We start from the raw sequence: 23,293 nt of genomic DNA on the forward strand, positions 1-23,293 counted from the left end.
GCTGCGGATATGCGGTGGTCGAGGGGCGTGGCGCCCAGCCGCTAGACTATGCGGCTTGCGGCCGGCCGCGGCGGATTGCCCGGTGCCGGCCTCCTTCGACCCCTGGAGCCCGCTTTGAGCACGCCGATCAAGCCCCGCACGCCATCGGGCGTCATGGAACTGCTGCCGCGCGACCAGATCGCCTTCCAGCGCATGCTGGACACGATCCGCCGGACCTTCGAGCAGTTCGGCTTCCTGCCGGTGGAAACCCCGGTGATGGAGCTCTCGGACGTGCTGCTGACCAAATCCGGCGGCGACACCGAGCGGCAGGTCTACTTCGTCCAGTCCACCGGCGCGCTCGACAACGCAGGCAAGGAAGGGCGGCCGGAGCTGGCGCTGCGCTTCGACCTCACGGTCCCGCTGGCGCGCTACGTGGCCGAACATGAACACGACCTCGCCTTCCCCTTCCGCCGGTACCAGATGCAGCGCGTCTATCGCGGCGAACGCGCCCAGAGCGGGCGCTACCGCGAGTTCTACCAGTGCGACATCGACGTGATCGGCAAGGATTCGCTGTCGCCGCGCTTCGATGCGGAGATCCCGGCGGTCATCGCGTCGGTGTTCGAACACCTGGCCATCGGCGACTTCACCATCCACTTCAACCATCGCAAGTTGTTGCGCGGCTATTTCGAAGGCCTGGGCATCGGCGATGGCGAGCAGCAGACCGGCGTGCTGCGCGAACTGGACAAGCTCGACAAGCGCGGCCCCGATGCGGTGCGCGCCACGCTGCTGGGCGAGGGTTACGGGTTGGCGCAGGCAGTGGTCGATGCGCTGATGGCGTTCTCGCAGGTGCGTTCGACCGGGCATGCCGATGCGTTGGCGAAACTCGATGCCTTTCCGCAGGGAACGGCGCTGTTCGAGGAAGGCCGCGCCGAACTGCGCGCGATCCTCGCGCAACTCCAGGCCCTCGGCGTTCCCGAACACCGCTACGCCTTGAATCTCTCGATCGCACGCGGCCTGGATTACTACACGGGCATCGTCTACGAGACCTTCCTCGACGCGCACCCGCAGATCGGTTCGATCTGTTCGGGCGGTCGCTACGACAATCTCGCCAGCCACTACACCAAGTCGAAGTTGCCGGGCGTCGGCATTTCGATCGGCCTGACGCGCCTGTTCTACCAATTGCAGAAGGCCGGGCTGGTGTCGACGGCGGCGAGCTCGGTCGACGTGCTCGTCTCGTTGATGGACGACGCGCAGTTGCCCGATGCGCTCGCGCTTTCGCAGCGCCTGCGCGGCGCGGGGTTGAACGTGGAAACCCAACTGGAGCCGCGCAAGCTCGCCAAGCAGTTGCAATACGCCGATCGCGCCGGCATCCGCTTCGTCGCCATCCGCGGCGAAGAGGAAATCGCCCGCGGCGTGGTCGCGGTGAAGGACATGCGCAGCGGCGACCAATTCGAGCTCGCCGAAGCAGACTTGCCGGCAAAGTTGCAGGAGACCATCCGATGAGACCCGTTCGCCTCGATGGCCGCTCGCTGTCGCAACGCATGTTGGTGGAAGTCGCGCACGGCGCGATCGTGGAACTCGACGTCGATTCGCTGAAGGCCGTCGCTCGCGCGTCGGAATTCCTCGCCGAGCAGGTGTCGCGCGAAGAACCGATCTATGGCGTGTCGACGGGTTTCGGCAGTAATGCCGACAAGCTGCTCGGCGGCCATCCGGTGCGCGAGGCCGATGCCGGTCGCTCGCTGCATCGCGAACTGCAGAACAACCTCATCGTCACGCACGCGGTATGCGTCGGCGAACCCTTCCCGCGCGAAGTGGTGCGCGCGATGTTGTGCATCCGCATCAACACGCTGCTGCGCGGGCATTCGGGCATCCGCGTCGAGACGCTGCAGGCCCTGGCCGCGCTGCTCAATGCGGGGGTCGTGCCCGTCGTGCCGCAGCTGGGTTCGGTCGGCGCGTCCGGCGACCTCGCACCGCTGTCGCACCTAGCCATCGTGTTGATCGGCGGCGGCGAAGCCTTCGTCGACGGCGAACGCGTGTCCGGTGGCGAGGCGCTGCGGCGCAAGGGCCTGCATCCGGTGACGCTCTCGTACAAGGAAGGGCTCGCGCTCAACAACGGCACGGCGCAGATGCTCGCGTGCGGTGCGCTCGCCCTGCAGCGCCTGGAAGAATTGCTCGACACGGCCGACATCGCCGCGGCGATGACGATCGATGCCTTCGCCGGTCGCCTGGGTGCTTTCGCCGAACAAGTGCACGCGCTGCGCCCGCATCCGGGCCAGGTGCACGTGGCGACGCATCTGCGCCAGTTGCTCGAAGGTTCGACGCTCTCCGACATCCCGTATCACCTCGTGCCGAAGTTCTGCACGTGGGCGCCCGATGCGTGGGACGACGAGGCGTCGCACGCGCATGCGTTCGATATCGCCTGGAACTGGGTGCCGTTCACCGCGCGCCACGGCCGCGAGAAGTTCTACACACGTTTCCGCCCGTTCCGCGGCGGCAAGAAGCATCAGCCGCAGGACAGTTATTCGCTGCGCTGCATTCCGCAGGTGCATGGCGCCGTGCGCGACGCTGTGGAGCAGGCCAAGCGCGTGTTCGACGTCGAGCTCAATTCGGTCACCGACAATCCGCTGGTTTTCCCTGATGCGCAGGCCGAACACGTCGAGGAGCAGGTGATCTCCGCCGGCCACTTCCACGGCATGCCGCTCGCGCTGGCGATGAGTTACGTCAAGGCCGCGATCCCGGTGCTCGCTTCGATCAGCGAGCGCCGCCTCAACAAGCTGCTCGACCCGGCGACCAACGACGGCCTGCCGGCCTTCCTCATCGGCAACGAGGACGGTACCGAATCCGGGCTGATGATCGTGCAGTACACCGCCGCGGCCATCGTCAACGACCTGGCGAGCCGCGCGATGCCGGCATCGGTGTATTCGATCCCGACCAGCGCCAATGCCGAAGACCATGTGTCGATGGGCGCGAACGAAGCGCGCCACGTGCTCGCGATGGTCGCCGACCTGGCCAAGGTGCTGGGGCTGGAACTGATGACCGCCGCGCAGGCGCTGGATCTGCGCCGCGACATGATCAACGCCGCGCGTTCGCTCGCCGATCGCGCGGATGCCGAAGGCTTCGCGGCAAAAGTGCAGGGCGGCCCGCCGAAGGACGCGGCCGAGCGCGCACGTTTCCTCGCGGAAGTCGATGGGCTGCGCGCGGAACTCGCGCAGGCGGCCGATTTCCGCCCGGGCCGCGCGGTGGAAGCGGCGCATGCCGCGATCCGCACGCGCATCGAGCCGATGGCGCGCGACCGCGCGCTCGACGGCGATGTCGCGATGGCGGTGCGGCTGGTGGCGGAGAACGTCGTGCTCGATGCCGCGCGTGCAGCCCTGAACGACTGACATGCGCGCGAGCCTGTGGTGCACGGCGGTGTTGGCGACGGTGTTGCTGGCGCCGTCGCACGCCGCGCAACCGCAACGCTTCCTCGTCTTCGGCGATCCGCAGCCGAAGTCGGAAACGGACATCGATTACTTCAGGCGCGACATCGTCGATCCGGCGGCTCCCATGGCGCAGGGGAGCGCCGCGACGATCGTCCTCGGCGACATCGCCAACGATGCGCCCGCGTTGTACCCGGGCATCCAAGGGGCGATGAAGCGCCTCGGCACTCCCGTGCTGTTCGCGCCCGGCAACCACGACATGGATGCCGGCGCCGAATCGGACGCATCGGCGCTGGGCCAGTGGCACAAGGCCTTCGGCGCGGATACCTACCTGCGCAAGTTCGCTTCGGCGAATGTCATCGTGCTCGATGATGTGATCGCATTGCCGGGGAAGACGCCCGGTTATGTCGGCGGTCTGCGGGAGGATCAGTTCAGGCAGCTCGAAGGCTGGTTGCGCGATCTGCCGCGCGACAAACTCCTGGTGTTCGCCGCGCACATCCCGTTCTTCGAGACTTCGACGGTCGAAGGGATCGAAAGCTTCCGTTCGGCCGATCGCAAGCGCCTGTTCGAATTGCTGCGTCCCTTCCCGCACGTGCTGTTGCTCAGCGCACACACGCACAACCAGCAGCACTTCTTCCACGATGCGAAAGACGGGTGGCAGGGCGCGCAACCCTTGCACGAATACAACGTCGGTGCGGCCTGCGGCGCGTTCTGGTCGGGCGCGCCGGATGCGCAGGGCATTCCCGACGCGACGATGAGCGACGGCACACCGAATGGTTTCGCGACGATGGACGTGCAGGGCGACGGCAGCTACACGCTCGCTTGGCATCCGGCGCGCGACCCGGCCGACACGCAGATCGCGCTGCATGCGCCGAAGGTGCTGCGTCGCGGGGCGTGGCCGGCGTGGGGCGTGTACGCGAACGTCTACATGGGACACGCCGGCACGCGCGTGGAGTATCGCGTGGACGATGGCGACTGGATGCCGATGCAGCACGTGGCGCAGCCCGATCCGCGCCTGGTCGAAGAAAACGTGCGCGACGATACGGCCGACCGCTTGCGTGGGTTCGATCGTTCGCCGGAAGCGACACCCTCGACGCATCTGTGGCGCGGCGCGTTGCCGACCAAGCTCGATGCCGGCGAGCACGTGGTCGAAGTGCGTGCGTTCGATACGTGGCGCGGCGAGACGCGCGCGAAAACCACCTACCGCCTCGACGAGCGCTAGAGCGCGATCTCCGCGAACGATTCCACGCGCGCGTGGCCATGCGTCGCCTCGCCGGTGCGCGGCGAGGGGTAATCCTCGCGGCGATCCAGCAACACCGTGCGCATGCCCGCATCGCGTGCCGCATCGAGTTCTTCGACGATATCCGACAGGAAGACGATGTCGCCCGCGTTCCCGCCGTACTCGGCCGCGATGCGGCGATAGCTGTCCGCGTCGCGCTTGTGCCCGACCGCGGTGTCGAACCAGACGGTGAACATCCCGGTCAGATCGCCCGCATCGGTGTGCCCGAACAACAACTTCTGCGCGGGGACCGAGCCCGACGAATACACGGCCAGCGGATGCCCCGCATCGCGCCACGCACGCAGGGCCGGCGCGACGTCGGGATACAGCGGCGCGGTGAAGTCCGCATTGCGGTAACCGGCGTCCCACACCATGCCCTGCAGCGCCTTGAGCGCGGTGTGCTTGCGGTCTTCGTCGATCCAGCCCTGCAGCGTTTCCACGATCATCTCGTCGCTGCACACGCCGCCGTTTTCCATCGCGACCTGGTCGAGCCAGCGCCGCACTTCGGGATCCTTGCCGTGTTCGCGCACGAAGCCCGGCAGCGCACGACGCGCATACGGGAACAACACGTCGCGCACGAAGGAAATGCTGCTGGTGGTGCCTTCGATGTCGGTGAGGATGCGCGTGGTCATCACTCGCGCGCCTGCCCGGGCTCGTAGCGCGGGAAACGCGTGGCGATGTCGGCGCCCGTGAAATGCCCGACCCAACCGTCCGGCTCGGTGAAGAAGCGGATCGCGACGAATTGCGGTTCGGGCCCCATGTCGAACCAGTGCGTCATGCCATCGGGGACGGCGACCAGGTCGCCGGCTTCGCACAGCAATTCGTAGACGCGCCCGTCGACATGCAACGTGAACAGCCCTGAGCCATCGACGAAGAAGCGCACCTCGTCTTCCTTGTGGAAGTGTTCGTCGAGGAACTTCTTGCGCATTTCCGCGCGGTTGGGATTGTCGGGCGCGATGCTCACCACGTCGACCGTGCGGAAGCCGCGCTCGGAGACCAGGCGATCGATGTCGGCCTTGTAGGCGGCGAGGATCGCTTCGGGCGCGTCGCCGGCCTTCACCGGTTGCGTGGCTTCCCAACGTTCGAACGACACGTTGATCGGCTTGAGTTCGCGCGCGATCTCTTCGAGCGTGCGCGCGACGACGACCGGCTGGTCGGGATGTTCTTCTTCGAAGATGCGCAGGCGGCTCATCGTTGCAGTTTCCTCAGTTCCAGTTCGCAGCCGATCAGGAATTCGAAGGCTTCCAGGTGGCGGCGCGCTTCGGCCATGTCGGTGCCCCACGCGTAGAGGCCGTGCCCGTCGATGAGATAGCCCCACATCGGGCGGCGGTCGAGCAGGGCATCGACCTGCGCGGCGAGCGTATGCATGTCCTGCGAGTTCGGCAGCACGGGCACGACGACTTCGGTTTCGTGCGTGTCGTTGCCGCGGAAGGCCTTGAGCAATTCGTAACCGTCCAGTCGCAGCTGCCCCTTGCCGGCGAACAGGCGCGAGGCGATCGTCTGGTTCTGCGAGTGCGTGTGCAGCACGCAGCCGATCTCCGGGAAGCGCTTGTAAAGCTGGGTGTGCAGCAGCGTTTCGGCGGAGGAGCGCTGGTCGGTGGCGACCGGCTGGCCCTCGAGGTCGACGACCATGATGTCGTCTTCGGTCAGGTGGCCCTTGTCGCGTCCGGAGACGGTGATGGCGGCGTGCTGCGCATCGATGCGGCGCGAGAAATTGCTGCTGGTCGCCGGCGTCCAGCCGCGCGCGGCGAGCTGCGTGACGTTGGCGATGATTTCGCCGGCCGCGCGGCGCAGTGCTTCGCGGTCGAAGGGGAGGGGGGCGTTCATGCGGGGGAGTTTACCCGCCCCAAAGGAAACGGCGCGGTTGCCCGCGCCGTTCCGTGTATCGCTTGTCGCTGGGCCTTACGGGCCCGGCTCCGGGCCTTCATGGAAGACCGGCGCGGCCGGGAGCACCGGGGCGTCGTCGTCCACCGGCGCATTGCCCGGGCGCATGTGGCTCTTGCGGTAGCCATAGATGTAATAGAAGAACAGGCCGATCGCCGCCCAGATCGGGAAGACGAGCTTGGCGTCGCGCGGCAGGTACAGGAACAGCACCACGCAGCCGATGACCGACATCGGCGCGATCACCCACACCAGCGGCGTGCGGAACGGACGGTGGCGGGTCGGGTCGCTGCGGCGGAGCATCATCACCGCCAGCGACACGACCAGGAACGCGAACAGCGTGCCCGAGTTCGAGATGTCGGCGAGCTTGCCCACCGGCAGGAACGCGGCGGCGACCATCACGCCCAGGCCCGTCATCATCGTCACGACGTGCGGGGTGTTGTAGCGCGGATGCACCTTGCTCAGGATCGGCGGCAGCAGGCCGTCGCGCGACATGGTGAAGAAGATGCGCGTCTGGCCGTAGATCATCATCAGGATGACCGAAGGCAGCGCGATGAACGCGGCCAGGCCGAGCAGGTTGCCGACCATCGGGTGGCCGATCATGCGCAGCACGTGCGCCAGCGCTTCGCTGGAGCACACCAGCGGCATGTTCTCGCCCGTGGCGAGCTCCCTGCAGCGGGCGGCCAGTTCCATCGAACCGGGCGAGAGCGGCGAGCCGTCGGCGGCGAACACCGGCTGCGCGCCGTAGGAACCGATCGCACCGGCCGCCACCAGCAGATAGAAGATCGTGCACACGATCAGCGAAGCGATCAGGCCGATCGGGATGTTGCGCTGCGGATTCTTGGTTTCCTCGGCGGCGGTGGACACCGCGTCGAAGCCCACGTACGCGAAGAAGATCGAAGCGGCCGCACCCACGATGCCGGCATTGCCCAGCGGGGTGAACGGGTGGAAGTTGCTGTCCTTCATCACCGGGATCGCCAGGGCGATGAACGCGGCCAGCGCGAGCACCTTGACCGTCACCAGGAAGGCGTTGACCACCGCGCTTTCCTTGGTGCCGCGGATCAGCAGCACGGTGACCAGCAGGCCGATGAAGACCGCCGGCAGGTTGATGACGCCGCCCGCGTACGGGCCGGTCGCCAGCGCGGCCGGGATCTCGATGTGCAGGAACGAATGTTTGAGCAGGCCGACCAGGTAGCCGGACCATCCGACCGACACTGCGCTGGCTGCCACCGCATATTCGAGGATGAGGGCCCAGCCCACGAGCCAGGCGACGAACTCGCCGAGGACCGCGTAGGAATAGGTGTAGGCCGAACCGGAGACGGGCACCATCGCCGCGAGTTCGGCGTAGCACAGCGCCGCGACCGCGCAGACGAAGCCTGCGATCACGAACGACAACATCATGCCGGGGCCGGCCTTCTGCGCCGCTTCGGCGGTCAGCACGAAGATGCCGGTGCCGATGATTGCGCCGATGCCGAGCATCGTCAGCTGGAAGGCGCCGAGCTGGCGCTTGAGCGCCTTCTTCTCGGCCGTCTTCAGGATTAAATCCAGAGGCTTGACACGCCAGAACAGCATTTGGTTCTCCCCGGAGAGCGATTAGATGACCCCACGGGTGCCGTGAAGACGGGCGTGGGCCGCCGGCGAACATACCCCGCGGCGGCGCGGTGGCACAAGTAACATTCGGGGGCGGTGATAATCCGCCCCTTCCCCGCAAGAAACCGCCCCATGTCCATGGACCCGAACGCCGCCGAAGCGGCGCGCCGAGCGTTGGCCGACTATCGCCGACGTTGGCTGGCTGAATCGGCGACCGTCGACCGATTCCTCGAACTGCTGGACGACGCGGAGGATCCCTTCCGCCGCGAACGGCTGGCTGGCCACTTCACCGCCTCGGCCTGGCTGGTCGACCGTGCGGGCGAACGCGTGCTGATGACGCACCACCGCAAGCTCGATCGCTGGTTGCAACTGGGTGGGCACGCCGACGGCGATCGCGATTTCGCGCGCGTGGCCCTGACCGAAGCCGAAGAGGAGTCGGGGCTGACGGGCCTGACCGTCGAGGCGGGCATCTTCGATCTGGATGCGCACGAAATTCCGGAGCACAAGGGCGTGCCGGCGCACATCCACTACGACGTGCGCTTCATCGTGCATGCGGGAGAAAACGAAGCCTTCGTCGTCAGCGACGAATCGCACGCGCTGGCATGGCGAGCGATTGCGTCGCTGCCGGACGACGAAGCCATGGATCCGTCGGTGCGGCGGATGGCTTCGAAGTGGCTGTCGCGCTGACGCTTATTCGGCGCGGCCGCCGAATTCGCCGGTCGTGGTGTTGACCCAGACCTTCTCGCCGGTGCCGATGTATTCGGGAACCATGATCTCGATGCCGGTGGTCAGCTTCGCCGGCTTCGGGCGCTTGGTCGCCGTGCCGCCCTTGAGTTCGGGCGGGGTTTCGATCACTTCCATCGCCACGCTCTGCGGCAGCTGGATGGCCACCGGCGCGTCGTCGATCAGCTGCACGTAAATGCCCGTGAGGTCGTCGACGATGTAACCGGCCGCATCGCCGATGGCGTCGGCATCGAGCGTGTACGGCGTGTAGTCCTCGTCGTCGAGGAACACGAAGGCATCGCCGTCCTTGTACGAGTACGTCGCCTGGCGGCGGCTCATGTCGACTTCGCGCAGGTCGTCGTCGCCGTCGAAACTCGCATCGAGCTTGTTGGCGCCGGGGATGCTGTACATGACGAATCGGAAACGCACGTTGCCGCCGCGGCCCTGCGGCGAGCTGCGTTCGATGTCGCGCACCTGGTAAACGCCGCCGTTGTGTTCGACGACGTTGCCTTTCTTGATGTCGTAAGCCTTCATGGGATCACTTCGGTGCGAGGCGCGTGGCGCCGTCCAGGCGGATGGTCTCGCCATTGAGGTAGGTGTTGCCGAGGATGTAGGCGACCAGGTCGGCGAATTCGTCCGGCTTGCCCAGGCGCGAAGGGAAGGGGATCGATGCGGCGAGCGATTGCTGCACGTTTTCCGGCATGCCGTCGACCATCGGCGTCCAGAAGATGCCCGGGGCGATGGTCATCACGCGGATGCCGAAGCGGGCCAGTTCGCGCGCCATCGGCAGGGTCATGCCGACCACGCCGCCCTTCGACGCCGAATACGCGGCCTGGCCAATCTGGCCTTCGTAGGCGGCGACCGACGCGGTGTTGATGATCACGCCGCGCTCGCCGTCGGTGCCCGGCTCGTTGTGCTGCATCAGGTTGGCCGCGGCCTTGGCCACGTTGAAGCTGCCGACCAGGTTCACCATCACGGTGGTGGAGAACTGCGACAGCGGCATCGGCGCTTCCTTGCCAAGCACGCGGCCCGCGCCGAGGATGCCGGCGCAGTTGATCGCGACATTCAAACCACCGAGGAAGTCCTTGGCGGCGGCGACGTTGGCGACCACGCCCGCTTCGTCGCTGACGTCGGTCTTGAAGAAGATCGCGTTCGCGGCGCCCAGTTGCGCGACGGCGGCCGCGCCCTTTTCTTCGTTGACGTCGAACAGCGCGACCTTCGCGCCGTGGGCGACCAGGTGCTGCGCGACCGCGAAGCCCAGGCCGGAGACGCCGCCGGTGACGATGGCGCGGGTGGAGGACAGTTGCATGGGGAATCCCTGCGGCGGAAAAGAAGCGGGATTTTAGCCTATGGCGCGGGCGCGCCAGGCCCGCGGGCCACGGCCCCGTCCTTCATCACGAACACCGGATGGCGCAATGCGCCGATCTCCTGCGTCGGGTCGCCGGTGAAGGCGGCCAGGTCGGCGCGCAGGCCGGTGCGGATCGCGCCGAAGTGCGCGTCCTGGCGCAGCACCCTGGCGGCCACGGTCGTGCAGGCCTGCAGGGCTTCGACCGGCGTCATGCCGAGGCGAACCAGCCATTCGGGTTCGCGATAGTTGTCGCCGTGGCGGAACACGCCGACGTCGCTGCCGCAGGCGATCGTCGTACCGGCCTTGCGCGCACGGGCGAAGGCGGCGGCGACATCGCGCATCTCCTGCGTCGGCTGCGACTGGCCGGGCACGTAGTGTTCGAAGTATTCGCCGTAGGCTTCGGTCGCCGTCAGCGTCGGCAACCAGGCGACGTTGCGCTCGCGCATGCGGCGGAAGGTTTCGTCGGAGACTTCGTACCCATGTTCGATCGTGTCGGCGCCCGCGTCGACGGCCATGCGCACCGCTTTGTCGGTCATCGCATGCACGGCGACGGGGCGGCCGGACAAATGCGCGGCTTCGACCATCGCCTTCAACTCCGCCGGCGTGAACGTGGGTTGCGTGCTGCCGTCGGTGCCGATGCGGTAGTCGCCATAGAGTTTGATCCAGTCCGCGCCGTGGCCCGCCTGGTCGCGCACGGCGGCGATGCCGGCGTCGACGCCGCTGACTTCCTGCGCACCGCGCGGCAGCGCGAGGTCGTCGCGGAAGCCGCGAGGGCCGGGGCCGTAGCTGCCGGTCGCGACGATCGCCTTGGTCACGACGAACATCCGCGGGCCGTCGATCAAGCCGTTTTCGATCGCATGCTTGATCGCGACGTCGTCATAGTTCGCGCCTTCGGTGCCCAGGTCGCGCAGCGTCGTCCAGCCGGCCTGCAGCGTGTCGTGCGCGTGGCGCGCGGCGCGCAGGACGCGTTCGGCTTCCGGTTCCTTCAGGACCTGGTCGTTCCAGAGCGTTTCGTTGTACGGATGCAGGAAGACGTGCGAATGCAGGTCGATCATGCCGGGCACGAGCGTCGCGCCGGGCAGGGCGATGCGTTGTACATCGCCGGGGACATCGATGGTGTTCGCATCGCCGACGGCGACGATCGCGCCGTCGCGCACGAGGACGGCCCAGCCGGCATGCGCCGCGCCTTCGCCCGTCCACACGCGATCGGGTTGCAGCAGGTAGGCAGGCTTCGGCGCGTCCGCGGCGAAGGTCTGCAGGGACGACAACGCCAGCAACGCACCGAGCCATCCACGCATGTCAGAGCTCCAGCAGGTAGAACGTGTTGCAGCCGCCGTGGCCGGTGTCGCCCATCGGTTTGTCGATGCGCCTGAAGCCGGTGCGTTCGTAAAGCCGCATCGCCGAGTCCATGCCCGACAGCGTTTCGAGATAGCAGCGCTTGAAGCCGAATGCGCGCGCCGCTTCGAGCGACAAACGCATCACTTCGGCACCGGCGCCCAAGCCGCGCAACGAAGAAAGGAAGTACATCTTGCGCAACTCGCACGTGTCGGGATCGCCGCCCTCGAGCGGTGCGACGCCGCCGCCACCTTCCACGATGCCGTCGCGTTCGACCACCCAATACGCGCTGCGCGGCTGCGCGTAGCTGCGGCTCATCCAGTCGACTTCCGGATCGTTGATCGCGAACCCCGCGCCGCACGCGCCGAATTCCGGCATCACGGTGCGGATGATTTCCGCCATGCGCGCATCGTCGCGCGATTGGATTGGACGAACGGACACTTCAGGCATGGGCTCTCGTGGGTGCGTGGTGCGCGATGCGCAGGGCGAGTTCGTCCGGGGTCAGGCCCGGCGCGAAAAGGAAGCCCTGGCCGATCTTCACGCCAAGGCGGATGAGGAATTGGCGCTGCGCATCGCTTTCCACGCCTTCGGCCACCAGGCCCAGGCCCAGGCTCTGCGCGATGCCGGCGACGGCCTGGCAGATCGCGACGTCGGAGGTGTTGTGCGGCACGCCCGACAGGAATTGCTGGCTGAGCTTCAACCCGTGGATCGGCAGGCGGCGCAGGTAATTGAGTGCGCTGTAGCCTTCGCCGAAATCGTCGATGCTCAACAACACGCCGAGCATGCGCAGCCCCGCGAAGGTCGTCAGCGTATCGGGCGCATCTTCGATCAGCACGCGTTCGGTGAATTCCAGTTCGAGCGCATCGCCGGGCAGTCCTGCGCTCGCGAGCGCTTCGGCGACGGTTTCGGCGAGGTCTTCGGCCAGGAACTGGCGATAGGAGACATTCACCGCCACGCGTTCGATCGACAGGCCCGCATCGCGCCAGCGCCGCATCTGTTGGCAGGCTTCGCGCAACACCCAACCACCGATGCGCACGATGTCGCCGGTGTTCTCCGCATGGCCGATGAAATGATCCGGCCGCATTTCGCCGAGCGTGTCGTTGCGCCAGCGGATCAGCGCTTCGGCGCCGACGATGCGGCCCGTGGACAGTTCGACCTGCGGTTGATAGACCAACTTGAATTCGCGGTTGTCGACCGCGCGCCGCAGGTGCGTTTCCATCTGCAGGCGCTGCAGTTGCTGGTCGGCCAGCGCCTGGCTGAAATCCTGCCAGCCGTTGCGCGCGCGGCGCTTGCTGTCGTACATCGCCACGTCGGCGTTCTGGATCAGCAGTTGCGGGCGGTCGCCGTGTTCGGGCGCACGCGCAATGCCGATGCTCGCGGTGATCGTGAATTCTTCGCCGGCCATGCGGAAGGCATCGCCGAAGGCTTCGAGAATCGCCGCGGCCAGACGTTGCGGACGTTCGGCGTCGTCGCCGGTCTGGCACACCACGAGGAATTCGTCGCCGCCGAAGCGCGCGATCAAGCCTTCGGTCGCGACCGCGCGCTGGATTCGGCGCGCGGCGCTCGCGATCACCTGGTCGCCGGCGGCGTGGCCCAGCACATCGTTGACGACCTTGAAACGGTCCAGGTCGATGTAGAGCACCGCGACGTCCGAATGCGACGGGTCGGCCAGTCGCGTCTGCAGTTCTTCGAGCACCGCGTCGCGATTGAGCAACATCGTCAACGGGTCCGTGCGCGCCTGCACGCGCAGGGTTTCTTCGGCCTGCTTGGATTCGGTGATGTCCTGGAACGTGCCGGTCAGGCGCGTGCCCGTCGGGTCGCCGGCCTCGGCCTCGCCGATGATGCGGATCCACAGCGTGTGCCCGTCGGCGCTGATGCCTTGCAGGTCCATCTCGAAGCCTTCGCCGTGTTCCACCGCGCGTGTCAGCGCGTCGTGGAAGCGCTTGCGTTCGGATTCGCGCAGGCAGGCCTGCAACTCGCCCATGCTCGCCGACGCGCGCGCCAGCCCGAGCATGCGCTGCGCTTCGCCGGTGAGATACACGTGTTCGTTGTTGGCGTCCCACTCCCAGCCGCCGACATGCGCCAGGTCCTGCACGCGATCGAACAGCGTGATGTCGCGCTTGAACCCGGTGACGTCGGAGAACAGCGACAACACCTGCTGCGGATGATCCTGCCCCGGCGCGAACTGCGGCACCGAGGTGATCGACAGCCAGGTCAGCCGGCGCGTGGCGAGGTTGAGGAAGCCCAGCACCGTGCTCGGCGAAATCGTGCCCGTGCGCAGCGCGCGGAAGGAAGGTAGTTCCTGGTTGTCCAGTTCCTTGCCGTGCTCGTCGAAGATGCGCCAATGGTCGAGCGCGAGCTCTTCCACCAGGCTCGCGCCTTTCGGAATCCGCAGGATGCGCATCGCCGCCGGATTGGCGTAGGCGACGCGGCCATCGGCCTTGCGCACGAGGATGCCCTTGTCGATGACTTCCATCAGCTCGCGATAACGGACTTCCGCTTCGTGGCGTTTGCTGAGGTCGCGCGCGACCGCGACGATGCGCGTTTCGCCGAGATCATCGAAACCCGCCGAATGCACTTCGACGGGAAAGCGCGTGCCGTCGGCGCGCATGTTGGTGACTTCCACGACGTAGGTACCGCCGCGATTGAGCACTTCCCACACCGGCGCGAGATGGTCGCGCGGCAGGTCGGGATTGAGGATGTCGATGTTCTTGCCGACGATGTCGCCGCGCGGACGGTTGTAGGCCGCGATGCCCGCCTTGTTGAGGTCGAGCACCGTGCCTTCCCAATCCAGGATGCTGACGGGGTCGGGCACCGCGTCGAACAACGCGCGGAAACGATTGCGTTCCACTTCCAGCGCCGCGTTGGCGGCTTGCAGCGCAGCCTGCGCATCCGCGAGTTTCCGGCGGAGCGCGTCGTCCTTCACGCGGCCGCCCGCGCCTGGGTGACCTTGCTGCTGGTCGCGCGGCCCAACAGGTCGGCGAGCCAGCGGCCGGTGTCGACGAGTTTGTCCAGGTCGATGCCCGTCGACATGCCCATGCCGTGCAGCATGTACACGACGTCTTCGGTCGCGACGTTGCCGCTCGCGCCCTTCGCATAGGGACAGCCGCCGGTGCCGGAAACCGAGGCATCGGCCACGCGCACGCCTTCTTCCACGCACGCGAGCAGATTGGGCAAGGCCTGCCCATAGGTGTCGTGGAAGTGCACGGCGAGCGCGCGCATCGGCACTTCCTGCGCGACCGCGTGCAGCATGGCGCGTGCTTTGGCCGGCGTGCCGACACCGATCGTGTCGCCCAGCGAGATCTCGTAACAGCCGAGCGCATGCATGCGCTTGGCCACGCGCACGACGTCGGCGACCGGCACTTCGCCCTGGTAGGGACAACCGAGCACGGTGGACACGTAACCGCGCACGCGCACGCCTTCGTGGTTCGCGCGTTCGAGCACCGGGCGGAAGCGTTCGATCGATTCGTCGATGGTCGCGTTGATGTTCTTCTGGTTGAAGGCTTCCGATGCGGCGGTGAACACCGCGACTTCATCGGCGCCGACGGCGCGCGCGCGGTCGTAGCCCTGTTCGTTCGGCACCAGCACCGGATAACGCACGCCATGTTTGCGCGTGATGCCGGCGAAGACGTCGGCCGCGTCGGCGAGCTGCGGCACCCACTTCGGGCTGACGAAGCTGGTGGCTTCGATCGTCGACAGGCCGGTGGCCGTCAGGCGATCGATCAGTTCGATCTTCGCCGGCGTGGGCACCAGCGTCTTTTCGTTCTGCAGCCCGTCGCGCGGGCCGACTTCGACGATGCGGACGTGGTCGGACATCAGGTCTCCAGCGTCACGAGCACGGCGTCGGCGTCGACGAAATCGCCGGCGGCCGCGCGCACTTCACTGATGCGCCCGTCGCGCGGCGCCTTGAGGCTCAATTCCATCTTCATCGCTTCGATCACGAGGACCTCTTCGCCTGCGCGCACCTCGTCGCCGGCGCGCGCCTTCACGACGACAACGCGGCCCGGCATGGGCGCGAGGACACGGTTGCCGCCATCGGCGGCCGCACCCGCATCCCGACGATACACCTCGACCGGCTCCAGGCGCAGGCGGCGCTGGCCGTCGTGGGCCACGGTGCGCTGGGCATCGAGGTCGATGGTGAAGCGGCGGCCCTGGCCGTCGATCCGGGCGCTCAGCGCATCGCCCTCGAGGCGGGCGCCGGAAACGACGTGGGTCGTCCCGTCGTGTTCGATCCGGTATTCGCCGCCGCTGCCGTGCGCGGCGAGCACCAGGCGATCGCCGCGATGCAGGAAGGCCAGGTCACGCTTGCTCGCGTGCCCGAGGCGCCAGCCGTCGGCGATGGCCCAGGGCGAGGTCGGGTCGCTGGAGGCCGCGGCGGCGTCGCGCGCGGCGCGTTCCTGCGCGAGCAATTGCGCGGTCGCGGCGGCCAGCAGCAGGTCGCGGTCGACCTGCGTGGGCGGCATGAATTCATCCAGGTGGCGATCCAGGTACGCGGTATCGATCGTGCCGCCGACGATGGCCGGATGGCGCACGAGGCGTTCGAGGAACTCGATGTTCGACTTTGGCCCGCCGATCTCGCACTGCGCGAGCGCATCGCGCAGGCGGGCGAGGGCGGACGCGCGGTCGGCGTCGTGCACGATCAGCTTGGCGATCATCGGGTCGTAGAAGATCGTCACCGTGTCGCCGGCGACGACGCCCGAATCGATGCGCACGTGTTCGCTCGCCTGCGGCAGGCGCAGGCGTTCGAGCTTGCCCGACCCCGGCAGGAAGCCGGCTTCCGGGTCTTCGGCGTACAGGCGCACTTCGATGGCGTGGCCGTTCTGCGCGATCTGGTCCTGCGCGAGCGGCAGTGCTTCGCCGGCGGCCACGCGCAGCTGCCATTCCACCAGGTCCAATCCCGTCACCATCTCGGTGACCGGATGTTCCACCTGCAGGCGCGTGTTGATCTCCATGAAGTAGAAGCCGGTCGGCACGCCGTCTTCGCCGGATTCGACGATGAATTCGCAGGTGCCGGCGTTGACGTAATCGATCGCGCGCGCGGCGGCGACGGCCGCATCGCCCATCTGCTTGCGCAACGCGGGCGTCAACACGACCGACGGGGATTCTTCGAGCACCTTCTGGTAGCGACGCTGCGCGGAGCACTCGCGTTCGTTCAGATGCAGCGTGTTGCCGTGCGTGTCGGCGAACACCTGGATCTCGATGTGGCGCGGGCGGGTGACATAACGTTCGAGCAGCACGCGATCGCGGCCGAAGGCGTTCTTCGCTTCGCGTTGGCAGGATTCGAGCGCGGCCATGAATTCATCGAGCACGCGCACGATGCGCATGCCCTTGCCGCCGCCGCCGTGCGCGGCCTTGATCATGAGCGGGAAACCGATGCGTGCCGCTTCGCGCGCGAGCACGTCGGGCGATTGGTCTTCGCCCGTGTAACCGGGGACGACCGGCACGCCGGCGGCCTGCATCAATTCCTTCGCGCCGGCCTTGCTGCCCATCTTGCGCATCGAAGCCGCGTGCGGGCCGATGAAGACCAGGCCGGCGGCTTCGACCGCATCGGCGAAGTCGGCGTTCTCGCTCAAGAAGCCGTAGCCGGGGTGGATGGCCTGCGCGCCGGATTGCTTCGCGACTTCGAGGATCGCATCGCCGCGCAGATAGCTGTCCTGCGGACGCGGGCCGCCGATCGGATACGCCGCGTCGGCCAGGCGCACGTGCTGCGCATCGGCGTCGGCCTCGGAAAAGACCGCGACGGTGCGGATGCCGAGTCGACGGCAGGTGCGGATCACGCGGCAGGCGATTTCGCCGCGGTTGGCGATGAGGACCGTATCGAACATCAGGTTTCCGTCCAGGCGGGTTTGCGCTTGCCGAGGAAGGCCGACAGACCCTCCTGGCCTTCGGGCGAAACGCGGAGGCCGGCGATGAGCGCCGCATTCTCCGTGTCGAGGGTGTTGGCGTCGTGTGTGTCCGCGATGCGGCGCACGAGCGTCTTCGCAGTCGAGGCGGCGACGGGGCCGGCCTGCATCAGCAGGGTGACCTGTTGCCGCACGGCGGCGTCGAGTGCCGCTTCATCCGCAACGACCTGGTGCACGAGGCCGATGCGATGCGCTTCGTTGGCGTCGAAGCGCTCGGCGGTGGCGAACCAGCGCCGTGCCTGGCGCGCGCCGATGGCGGCGATCACGTAAGGCGAGATCACCGCGGGCAGCAGGCCCAGGCGGGCTTCGGTCAGGCCGAAGGTGGCGTTGGCCGAGGCGATGGCGATGTCGCAGCAGGCGACCAGGCCCACGCCGCCGCCGAAGGCCGCGCCGTGGACGCGGGCGATCGTGGGTTTGGGGAGTTGGTCGAGGGTGCGCATCAGGCGCGCCAGCTTCAGCGAGTCGGCGCGATTGTCGGCCTCGCTGGCCGCGCCCATCTCGCGCATCCAGTTCAGGTCGGCGCCGGCCGAGAACGAGGCGCCGTCGCCTTCCAGGACCAGGACGCGGACGCCGGGGTCGGCCCCGATCTCCTCCAGCGCGGCCGTCAGATCGGCGATCAGCGCGGCATCGAAGGCGTTGTGCAGCTGCGGCCGGGCCAGGCGCAGGCGGGCGAGGGCGCCCTCGCGGAGCAACTGCAGGCTGTCGCGCATCGGGCCGTCCGTCAGGGAAAGGAGCCGAATGATAAGCCGGCCGGCCGCAGTGGTATTCTTGAGAACAATTCCTATTCGCCCGGCACCTGCCAAGTGAGTACCGCCCCCGTGAGGCTGACCGACCTGCCGCGCCGCATCGCCGCCGCCGTCGAACGCGTCGAAGACCACGCGCCCAACGACGCCATCGCGCGCCGCCTGCGCGAACTCGGCTTTGTCGCGGGCGAACTCGTGGAAGTGGTGGCGGCAGGGCCCTTGGGGGCCGAACCGCTGCTGGTGCAGGTCGGTTTCACGCGATTCGCCCTGCGACGCGCCGAGGCGCAGCGCATCGTCGTGCGCCGCGACGGGGTGGTCGCATGAGCGCCGCACTCGCCACACCGCTGCGCGTCGCGCTCGTCGGCAATCCCAATTGCGGGAAGACGGCGCTGTTCAACCTGCTCACGGGCAGCCGGCAGAAGGTGGCCAACTACGCCGGCGTCACCGTCGAACGCAAGGAAGGCCGCTTCCACGCGCCGTCGGGCCGCTCGTATGCGCTGCTGGATCTTCCCGGCGCCTACAGCCTGCAGGCGGCGAGCCTGGACGAAGCGATCACGCGCGATTTGTGCCGCGGCTTCTATCCCGGCGAACCGGCGCCCGACGTCATCGTTTGCGTCGTCGACGCGACCAACCTGCGCCTGCACCTGCGCTTCGCGCTGGAAGTGCGCGCGCTCGGCAAGCCGATGGTGCTCGCGGTCAACATGATGGATGCGGCCAAGCGCCGCGGCATCGAAGTGGACCTGGCGAAACTCGAAAGCGAACTCGGTGTCCCGGTCGTTCCCACGATCGCCGTGCGACGCGATGGTGCGCGCGCGCTGGTGGCGATGCTCGATGCCATGTCGTCCACGCAGGCGCCCGCGTCGTCGCCGACCGATGTCGATCCCGAGGCGCTGCATTCGGAAACCCGTCGCCTGCTTTCGCTCGCGGTGACCATGCCGCGCCGCACCGCGGAGATCGACGACGCGCTGGATCGTTGGTTGTTGCATCCGATCTTCGGGATCGCCGCGTTCGCGGTGGTGATGTTCCTGGTCTTCCAGGCCGTGTATGCGTGGGCCAAGCCCATGATGGACGGCATCGACGCCGGCACCGCGTGGCTCGCCGAATTCGCGCACACCACCTTGCCGCCCGGCCCGCTGAACAGCCTGCTCGACAAGGGGATCATCTCGGGCGTCGGCGGCGTGATCGTGTTCCTGCCGCAGATCCTGATCCTGTTCCTCTTCATCCTCGCGCTCGAGGAATCCGGCTATCTCCCGCGCGCGGCGTTCCTGCTCGATCGGGTGATGTCGAAGGCGGGTCTGTCGGGGCGTTCGTTCATTCCGCTGCTGTCGTCCTTCGCCTGCGCGATCCCCGGGATCATGGCGACGCGTTCGATCCAGGATCCACGCGACCGCCTCGCGACGATCATCGTCGCGCCGCTGATGACGTGTTCGGCGCGGCTGCCGGTGTACACGCTGCTGATCGGCGCGTTCATTCCCGCGCGCAGGATCGGGTGGTTCAACCAACAAGGCCTGGTGTTGTTCGGGCTGTATGTCGCGGGCATCCTCAGTGCGCTCGCGGTGTCCTGGGTGATGAAGAAGTGGCGCCGCGACAAGAGCGAGCATCCGCTGATGCTCGAGCTGCCGTCGTATCGCATGCCGCATCCGCGCGATCTCGCGCTCGGGCTGTGGGAGCGCGCGGCGATCTTCCTCAAGCGCGTGGGCGGCATCATCCTGGCGATGACGATCCTGCTGTGGGTGCTGCTGTATTTCCCGCACGGCGGCACGGATATCACCAACAGTTTCGCCGGGCACATCGGCCGCGCGCTGCAAACCGTCTTCGCGCCGATCGGCTTCAACTGGCAGATCTGCATCGCGCTGATCCCGGGCCTGGCGGCGCGCGAGGTGGCGGTGTCGTCGCTTGCGACGGTGTATGCGCTGCAGGCGGCGGATGACGCCGCGGCCTCGGCCGCCCTGTCGCCGATCATCGCGAGCGGTTGGTCGCTGGCCACCGCGTTGTCGTTGCTGGTCTGGTACATCTACGCGCCGCAATGCCTGTCCACGCTGGCGACGATCAAGCGCGAGACCGGCTCGTGGAAGCAGATGGCGATCAGCGCGGGGTATCTGTTCGCGCTGGCGTATCTTGCGTCGCTGGTGACTTACCAGGTCGCGGTTGCGATGGGAGCGGGGTGATGCACGCCGGAATCGCCATCCAGTATGTCGCCGTCGGCATCGCGGTCGCCGCGAGCGGCGTGTACGTGTTGAATTCGCGTTGGCCCGCGGGCGTGCGCAAGTTGCGTATTGCATGCGCGGTGCCGCTGGTGCGCGAGGCGCGGCCGAGGTGGGTGCGGAAAGTCGGCGCGTGGATCGCGCCGAGAGTGCGCAACGCCGCCGCGTGCGGCGACGGCGGTTGCGACGGGTGCTCGCCGCACTGAATCAGTGGCGGCGCTTGGCCTTCGCGCCGGTGGCTTCGATCATCTCCACGACGACCGAAAACGTGCGCTTCTCATCGGGCTGCAACGCGCCGACACCCACGACTTGCCGCGTGATTTCCTCGCCGCGGTCGTTGCGGATCGAAAGCACCATCGAATATTCGAACACCGTGTCGCCGTCGGGCGGCGAGATCGTGCCTTCGACCTGGAGGGGCTGGATCGCCGTCTTCGCGCGCGCGAGCGCGGCCTCGTCGTAACGCAGGTGGCCCCGGCAGGCGGGGCACACGCTGGCGCTTTCGAGGATGGTCGCCTTGCAGTGGGGACAGGTGCGCGTGGCACCTGCCGTTCCCGGGCGGGCGGCGCTCATGCTCAGGCGTCGTCGCCCTTGCGGCCCTTGTCGTCCCAACCGAATTCGACCGAACCGCGCATGCGCGAGCCGGCGGCGACGGTGAAGGACTGGGCCTTGAGATCGCCGTTGAGCACGCCGGTCTCCAGCAGCTCCACGCGCTGGGCCATTTCGACGTTGCCGTCGAGTTCGCCCGCGATGATGATCTTCTGCGCCTTGACGCCACCGGTGAGCTTGGCGCCCTTCTCGATGGTCAGGTCGCCTTCGACGTTGACGTCGCCCTTGAACTGGCCGGCGATGCGCACGTGGCCGGTGCCGTGGATCTTGCCTTCGATGGTGATGTCGGCGGCGATCACCGATTCACCGACCTGGCGCGCGGCCGGGCGCGGCGGAGCGGGCGTCGGCGTCGGCGCAGGCGCGGCGGCGGCCGTCGGCGGGGATGCGACTTCCGGCTGGAAGCGCGCCGGCTCCGACGACGGCGGCGGCGGGTTGCCGGTGGCGGGCTTGGCGGGAGCCTGATCTTTCCAAAGGGCCATGGTCGAGAAATCCTGCTGCATTGGGGAAACCGAGGCTAGCACTCGTCACGCGCTTTTGACGCTGCCTCGAAGGGCATTTGCTTCAGGCGGCGGACAGCTTGATTTCACGGTTTGCCGCATTCATAGGTGCAGCGATCACATTCGGAAAATGCCGAAACGGCCCTTCTCGATCGGTGCATTGAGCGCCGCCGCCAGCCCCAGACCGAGCACGCGCCGCGTATCGGCCGGATCGATGATGCCGTCGTCCCACAGGCGCGCGCTGGCGTAATAGGGATTGCCCTGCGATTCGTACTGGTCGCGGATCGGCGCCTTGAACGCTTCTTCCTCATCGGCCGACCACGACTTGCCCGAGGCTTCGATGCCATCGCGCTTCACCGTCGACAACACCGAGGCCGCCTGCTCGCCGCCCATCACGCTGATGCGCGCGTTCGGCCACATCCACAGGAAGCGACCGCCGTAGGCGCGGCCGCACATCGCGTAGTTGCCCGCGCCGAAACTGCCGCCGATGACGACGGTGAACTTGGGCACGTGCGAGCACGCCACCGCCGTCACCATCTTCGCGCCGTCCTTCGCGATGCCCGCGTTCTCGTACTTGCGGCCCACCATGAAGCCGGTGATGTTCTGCAGGAACACCAGCGGGATGTCGCGCTGGTTGCACAACTCGATGAAGTGCGCGCCCTTGAGCGCGCTCTCCGAAAACAGGATGCCGTTGTTGGCGATGATGCCGACCGGATAGCCGTGGATGTGCGCGAAGCCGCACACCAGCGTCTTGCCGTAGCGCGCCTTGAATTCCTGGAACTCGCTGCCGTCGACGATGCGCGCGATCACCTCGCGGATGTCGAAGGGCCGGCGCGTGTCCTTCGGCACGATGCCGTACAGCTCTTCGGCCGCGAACAGCGGTTCGCGCGCAGGCTGCGTGGTGACCGGCACGGTCTTGTTGCGGTTGAGGTGCGCGACGAGGTTGCGCGCGATCTGCAGCGCATCGCGATCGTCTTCGGCGAAATGATCCGCCACGCCGGAGACCGAGGTATGCACGTCGGCGCCGCCGAGCGATTCGGCATCGACGACTTCACCCGTCGCGGCTTTCACCAGCGGCGGGCCGCCGAGGAAGATCGTGCCTTGCTCGCGCACGATGATCGATTCGTCGCACATCGCCGGCACGTACGCGCCGCCCGCCGTGCACGACCCCATGACCACGGCGATCTGCGGGATGTTTTCCGCGCTCAGCCGCGCCTGGTTGTAGAAGATGCGGCCGAAGTGTTCCTTGTCCGGGAAGACCTCGTCCTGCAGGGGCAGGAACGCGCCGCCGGAGTCGACGAGGTAGACGCAGGGCAGGTGGTTTTCGCGTGCGACTTCCTGCGCGCGCAAATGCTTCTTCACCGTCATCGGGAAGTAGGTGCCGCCCTTGACCGTCGCGTCGTTGGCGACGATCACCACTTCCTGGCCGTGCACGCGGCCGATGCCGGCGACGATACCCGCCGCGGGTGCGGCGCCGTCGTACATGCCTTCGGCGGCGAGCGGCGCGATCTCGAGGAAGGGCGAGCCCGGGTCGAGCAGGGCCGTGATGCGATCGCGCACCAGCAACTTGCCGCGTTCGGTGTGCTTGTCGCGGGCCTTGGGGCCGCCGCCTTCGGCCGCGCGCTGCAGGCGGGCATCGAGTTCGTCCACCAGGGCGCGGTGGAAGGCCACGTTGTCCTGGAAGTCCTGCGAACGGGGATCGAGGCTGGAGGCGAGTGCGGGCATGGTGCGTCGCTTGCGATGAATGGTCGAAGGATAACCGGCCGCGACTTTGCCGCGGCCAAAA

Annotated in this window: 22 protein-coding genes; 7 read left to right on the forward strand and 15 right to left on the reverse strand. The window is 67.5% G+C overall.

Translation table 11 applies throughout. From position 1 onward, the window contains the following. Positions 1-114: 114 nt before the first annotated feature. Genes hisS through AB4059_RS13200 form a run of 3 tightly spaced genes read left to right on the forward strand, consistent with a single transcriptional unit; the run spans position 115 to position 4,620 of the window. Positions 115-1,482 carry a histidine--tRNA ligase gene (hisS, locus tag AB4059_RS13190; RefSeq protein WP_498979472.1) on the forward strand — a complete coding sequence of 456 codons (1,368 nt, stop codon included), beginning with the start codon at positions 115-117 and terminating at the stop codon, positions 1,480-1,482. After that, positions 1,479-3,362: an HAL/PAL/TAL family ammonia-lyase gene (locus AB4059_RS13195; RefSeq protein ID WP_498979473.1), complete on the forward strand. Its 1,884-nt coding sequence runs from the start codon at positions 1,479-1,481 to the stop codon at positions 3,360-3,362. The genes hisS and AB4059_RS13195 overlap by 4 nt, the downstream gene beginning before the upstream one ends. A gap of 1 nt (position 3,363) precedes the next feature. Then, complete coding sequence (locus AB4059_RS13200; protein ID WP_498979474.1) at positions 3,364-4,620, forward strand: calcineurin-like phosphoesterase C-terminal domain-containing protein; 1,257 nt, start codon at positions 3,364-3,366, stop codon at positions 4,618-4,620. Here the strand turns inward: AB4059_RS13200 and mtnC are convergent. The 4 genes from mtnC to AB4059_RS13220 all read right to left on the reverse strand — a co-directional run bounded on the left by mtnC (position 4,617) and on the right by AB4059_RS13220 (position 8,130). Then, positions 4,617-5,309: an acireductone synthase gene (mtnC, locus tag AB4059_RS13205; RefSeq protein ID WP_498979475.1), complete on the reverse strand. Its 693-nt coding sequence runs from the start codon at positions 5,307-5,309 to the stop codon at positions 4,617-4,619. The two genes, AB4059_RS13200 and mtnC, sit on opposite strands and share 4 nt — an antisense overlap. Next, positions 5,309-5,869, reverse strand: a complete 561-nt coding sequence (locus AB4059_RS13210) for a 1,2-dihydroxy-3-keto-5-methylthiopentene dioxygenase (protein ID WP_498979476.1) — start codon at positions 5,867-5,869, stop codon at positions 5,309-5,311. The genes mtnC and AB4059_RS13210 overlap by 1 nt, the downstream gene beginning before the upstream one ends. Next, a complete protein-coding gene (locus AB4059_RS13215; RefSeq protein ID WP_498979477.1) occupies positions 5,866-6,504 on the reverse strand; it encodes a methylthioribulose 1-phosphate dehydratase in 639 nt (212 codons plus the stop codon). The genes AB4059_RS13210 and AB4059_RS13215 overlap by 4 nt, the downstream gene beginning before the upstream one ends. A gap of 75 nt (positions 6,505-6,579) precedes the next feature. After that, positions 6,580-8,130, reverse strand: a complete 1,551-nt coding sequence (locus AB4059_RS13220) for an amino acid permease (RefSeq protein ID WP_498979478.1) — start codon at positions 8,128-8,130, stop codon at positions 6,580-6,582. A 150-nt stretch (positions 8,131-8,280) separates the two neighbouring features. Here AB4059_RS13220 and AB4059_RS13225 point away from each other — a divergent pair, with 150 nt between their 5' ends. Beyond that, entirely contained in the window at positions 8,281-8,835 is a 555-nt protein-coding gene (locus tag AB4059_RS13225) for an NUDIX hydrolase (protein WP_498979479.1), read from the forward strand. 3 nt (positions 8,836-8,838) lie between these two features. Here AB4059_RS13225 and yeiP read toward each other — a convergent pair whose 3' ends face one another. Genes yeiP through AB4059_RS13265 form a run of 8 tightly spaced genes read right to left on the reverse strand, consistent with a single transcriptional unit; the run spans position 8,839 to position 18,167 of the window. Then, on the reverse strand, positions 8,839-9,405 hold the full coding sequence (gene yeiP / locus AB4059_RS13230) for an elongation factor P-like protein YeiP (protein ID WP_498979480.1): 567 nt from the start codon (positions 9,403-9,405) through the stop codon (positions 8,839-8,841). 4 nt (positions 9,406-9,409) lie between these two features. Then, entirely contained in the window at positions 9,410-10,180 is a 771-nt protein-coding gene (locus AB4059_RS13235) for an SDR family NAD(P)-dependent oxidoreductase (protein WP_498979481.1), read from the reverse strand. A gap of 38 nt (positions 10,181-10,218) precedes the next feature. Next, positions 10,219-11,517, reverse strand: coding sequence for a metal-dependent hydrolase family protein (locus tag AB4059_RS13240; protein ID WP_498979482.1), 1,299 nt, complete (start codon positions 11,515-11,517; stop codon positions 10,219-10,221). A gap of 1 nt (position 11,518) precedes the next feature. Then, positions 11,519-11,956, reverse strand: a complete 438-nt coding sequence (locus AB4059_RS13245) for a GNAT family N-acetyltransferase (RefSeq protein WP_498979484.1) — start codon at positions 11,954-11,956, stop codon at positions 11,519-11,521. Positions 11,957-11,996: 40 nt separating this feature from the next. Then, complete coding sequence (locus AB4059_RS13250; RefSeq protein WP_498979485.1) at positions 11,997-14,480, reverse strand: sensor domain-containing protein; 2,484 nt, start codon at positions 14,478-14,480, stop codon at positions 11,997-11,999. Beyond that, positions 14,477-15,370, reverse strand: a complete 894-nt coding sequence (locus AB4059_RS13255; RefSeq protein ID WP_498979486.1) for a hydroxymethylglutaryl-CoA lyase — start codon at positions 15,368-15,370, stop codon at positions 14,477-14,479. Before AB4059_RS13255 ends, AB4059_RS13250 begins: the two co-directional genes overlap by 4 nt. Continuing rightward, positions 15,370-17,379, reverse strand: coding sequence for an acetyl/propionyl/methylcrotonyl-CoA carboxylase subunit alpha (locus AB4059_RS13260; protein ID WP_498979488.1), 2,010 nt, complete (start codon positions 17,377-17,379; stop codon positions 15,370-15,372). The genes AB4059_RS13255 and AB4059_RS13260 overlap by 1 nt, the downstream gene beginning before the upstream one ends. Next, positions 17,379-18,167 (reverse strand): enoyl-CoA hydratase-related protein, encoded by a 789-nt coding sequence (locus tag AB4059_RS13265; RefSeq protein ID WP_498979490.1) that lies wholly within the window; start codon positions 18,165-18,167, stop codon positions 17,379-17,381. Before AB4059_RS13265 ends, AB4059_RS13260 begins: the two co-directional genes overlap by 1 nt. A gap of 108 nt (positions 18,168-18,275) precedes the next feature. On the opposite strand from AB4059_RS13265, the gene AB4059_RS13270 reads away from it, so the two are divergent. Genes AB4059_RS13270 through AB4059_RS13280 form a run of 3 tightly spaced genes read left to right on the forward strand, consistent with a single transcriptional unit; the run spans position 18,276 to position 20,610 of the window. Next, positions 18,276-18,524: a FeoA family protein gene (locus tag AB4059_RS13270; RefSeq protein WP_498979705.1), complete on the forward strand. Its 249-nt coding sequence runs from the start codon at positions 18,276-18,278 to the stop codon at positions 18,522-18,524. After that, on the forward strand, positions 18,521-20,368 hold the full coding sequence (gene feoB / locus AB4059_RS13275; RefSeq protein WP_498979492.1) for a ferrous iron transport protein B: 1,848 nt from the start codon (positions 18,521-18,523) through the stop codon (positions 20,366-20,368). The genes AB4059_RS13270 and feoB overlap by 4 nt, the downstream gene beginning before the upstream one ends. Next, a complete protein-coding gene (locus AB4059_RS13280) occupies positions 20,368-20,610 on the forward strand; it encodes a DUF6587 family protein (RefSeq protein ID WP_498979493.1) in 243 nt (80 codons plus the stop codon). Before feoB ends, AB4059_RS13280 begins: the two co-directional genes overlap by 1 nt. A gap of 1 nt (position 20,611) precedes the next feature. On the opposite strand, the gene AB4059_RS13285 is transcribed toward AB4059_RS13280, so the two are convergent. The 3 genes from AB4059_RS13285 to AB4059_RS13295 form a co-directional block, all read right to left on the reverse strand. Continuing rightward, positions 20,612-20,974, reverse strand: a complete 363-nt coding sequence (locus tag AB4059_RS13285; protein ID WP_498979495.1) for a hypothetical protein — start codon at positions 20,972-20,974, stop codon at positions 20,612-20,614. Positions 20,975-20,976: 2 nt separating this feature from the next. Then, a complete protein-coding gene (locus AB4059_RS13290; protein WP_498979497.1) occupies positions 20,977-21,489 on the reverse strand; it encodes a bactofilin family protein in 513 nt (170 codons plus the stop codon). A 135-nt stretch (positions 21,490-21,624) separates the two neighbouring features. After that, positions 21,625-23,232 carry a carboxyl transferase domain-containing protein gene (locus AB4059_RS13295; RefSeq protein WP_498979499.1) on the reverse strand — a complete coding sequence of 536 codons (1,608 nt, stop codon included), beginning with the start codon at positions 23,230-23,232 and terminating at the stop codon, positions 21,625-21,627. Between the last annotated feature and the right edge of the window lie 61 nt (positions 23,233-23,293).

It is taken from the genome of Lysobacter sp. 2RAF19, from assembly GCF_052115395.1.
GTDB lineage: Bacteria > Pseudomonadota > Gammaproteobacteria > Xanthomonadales > Xanthomonadaceae > Noviluteimonas.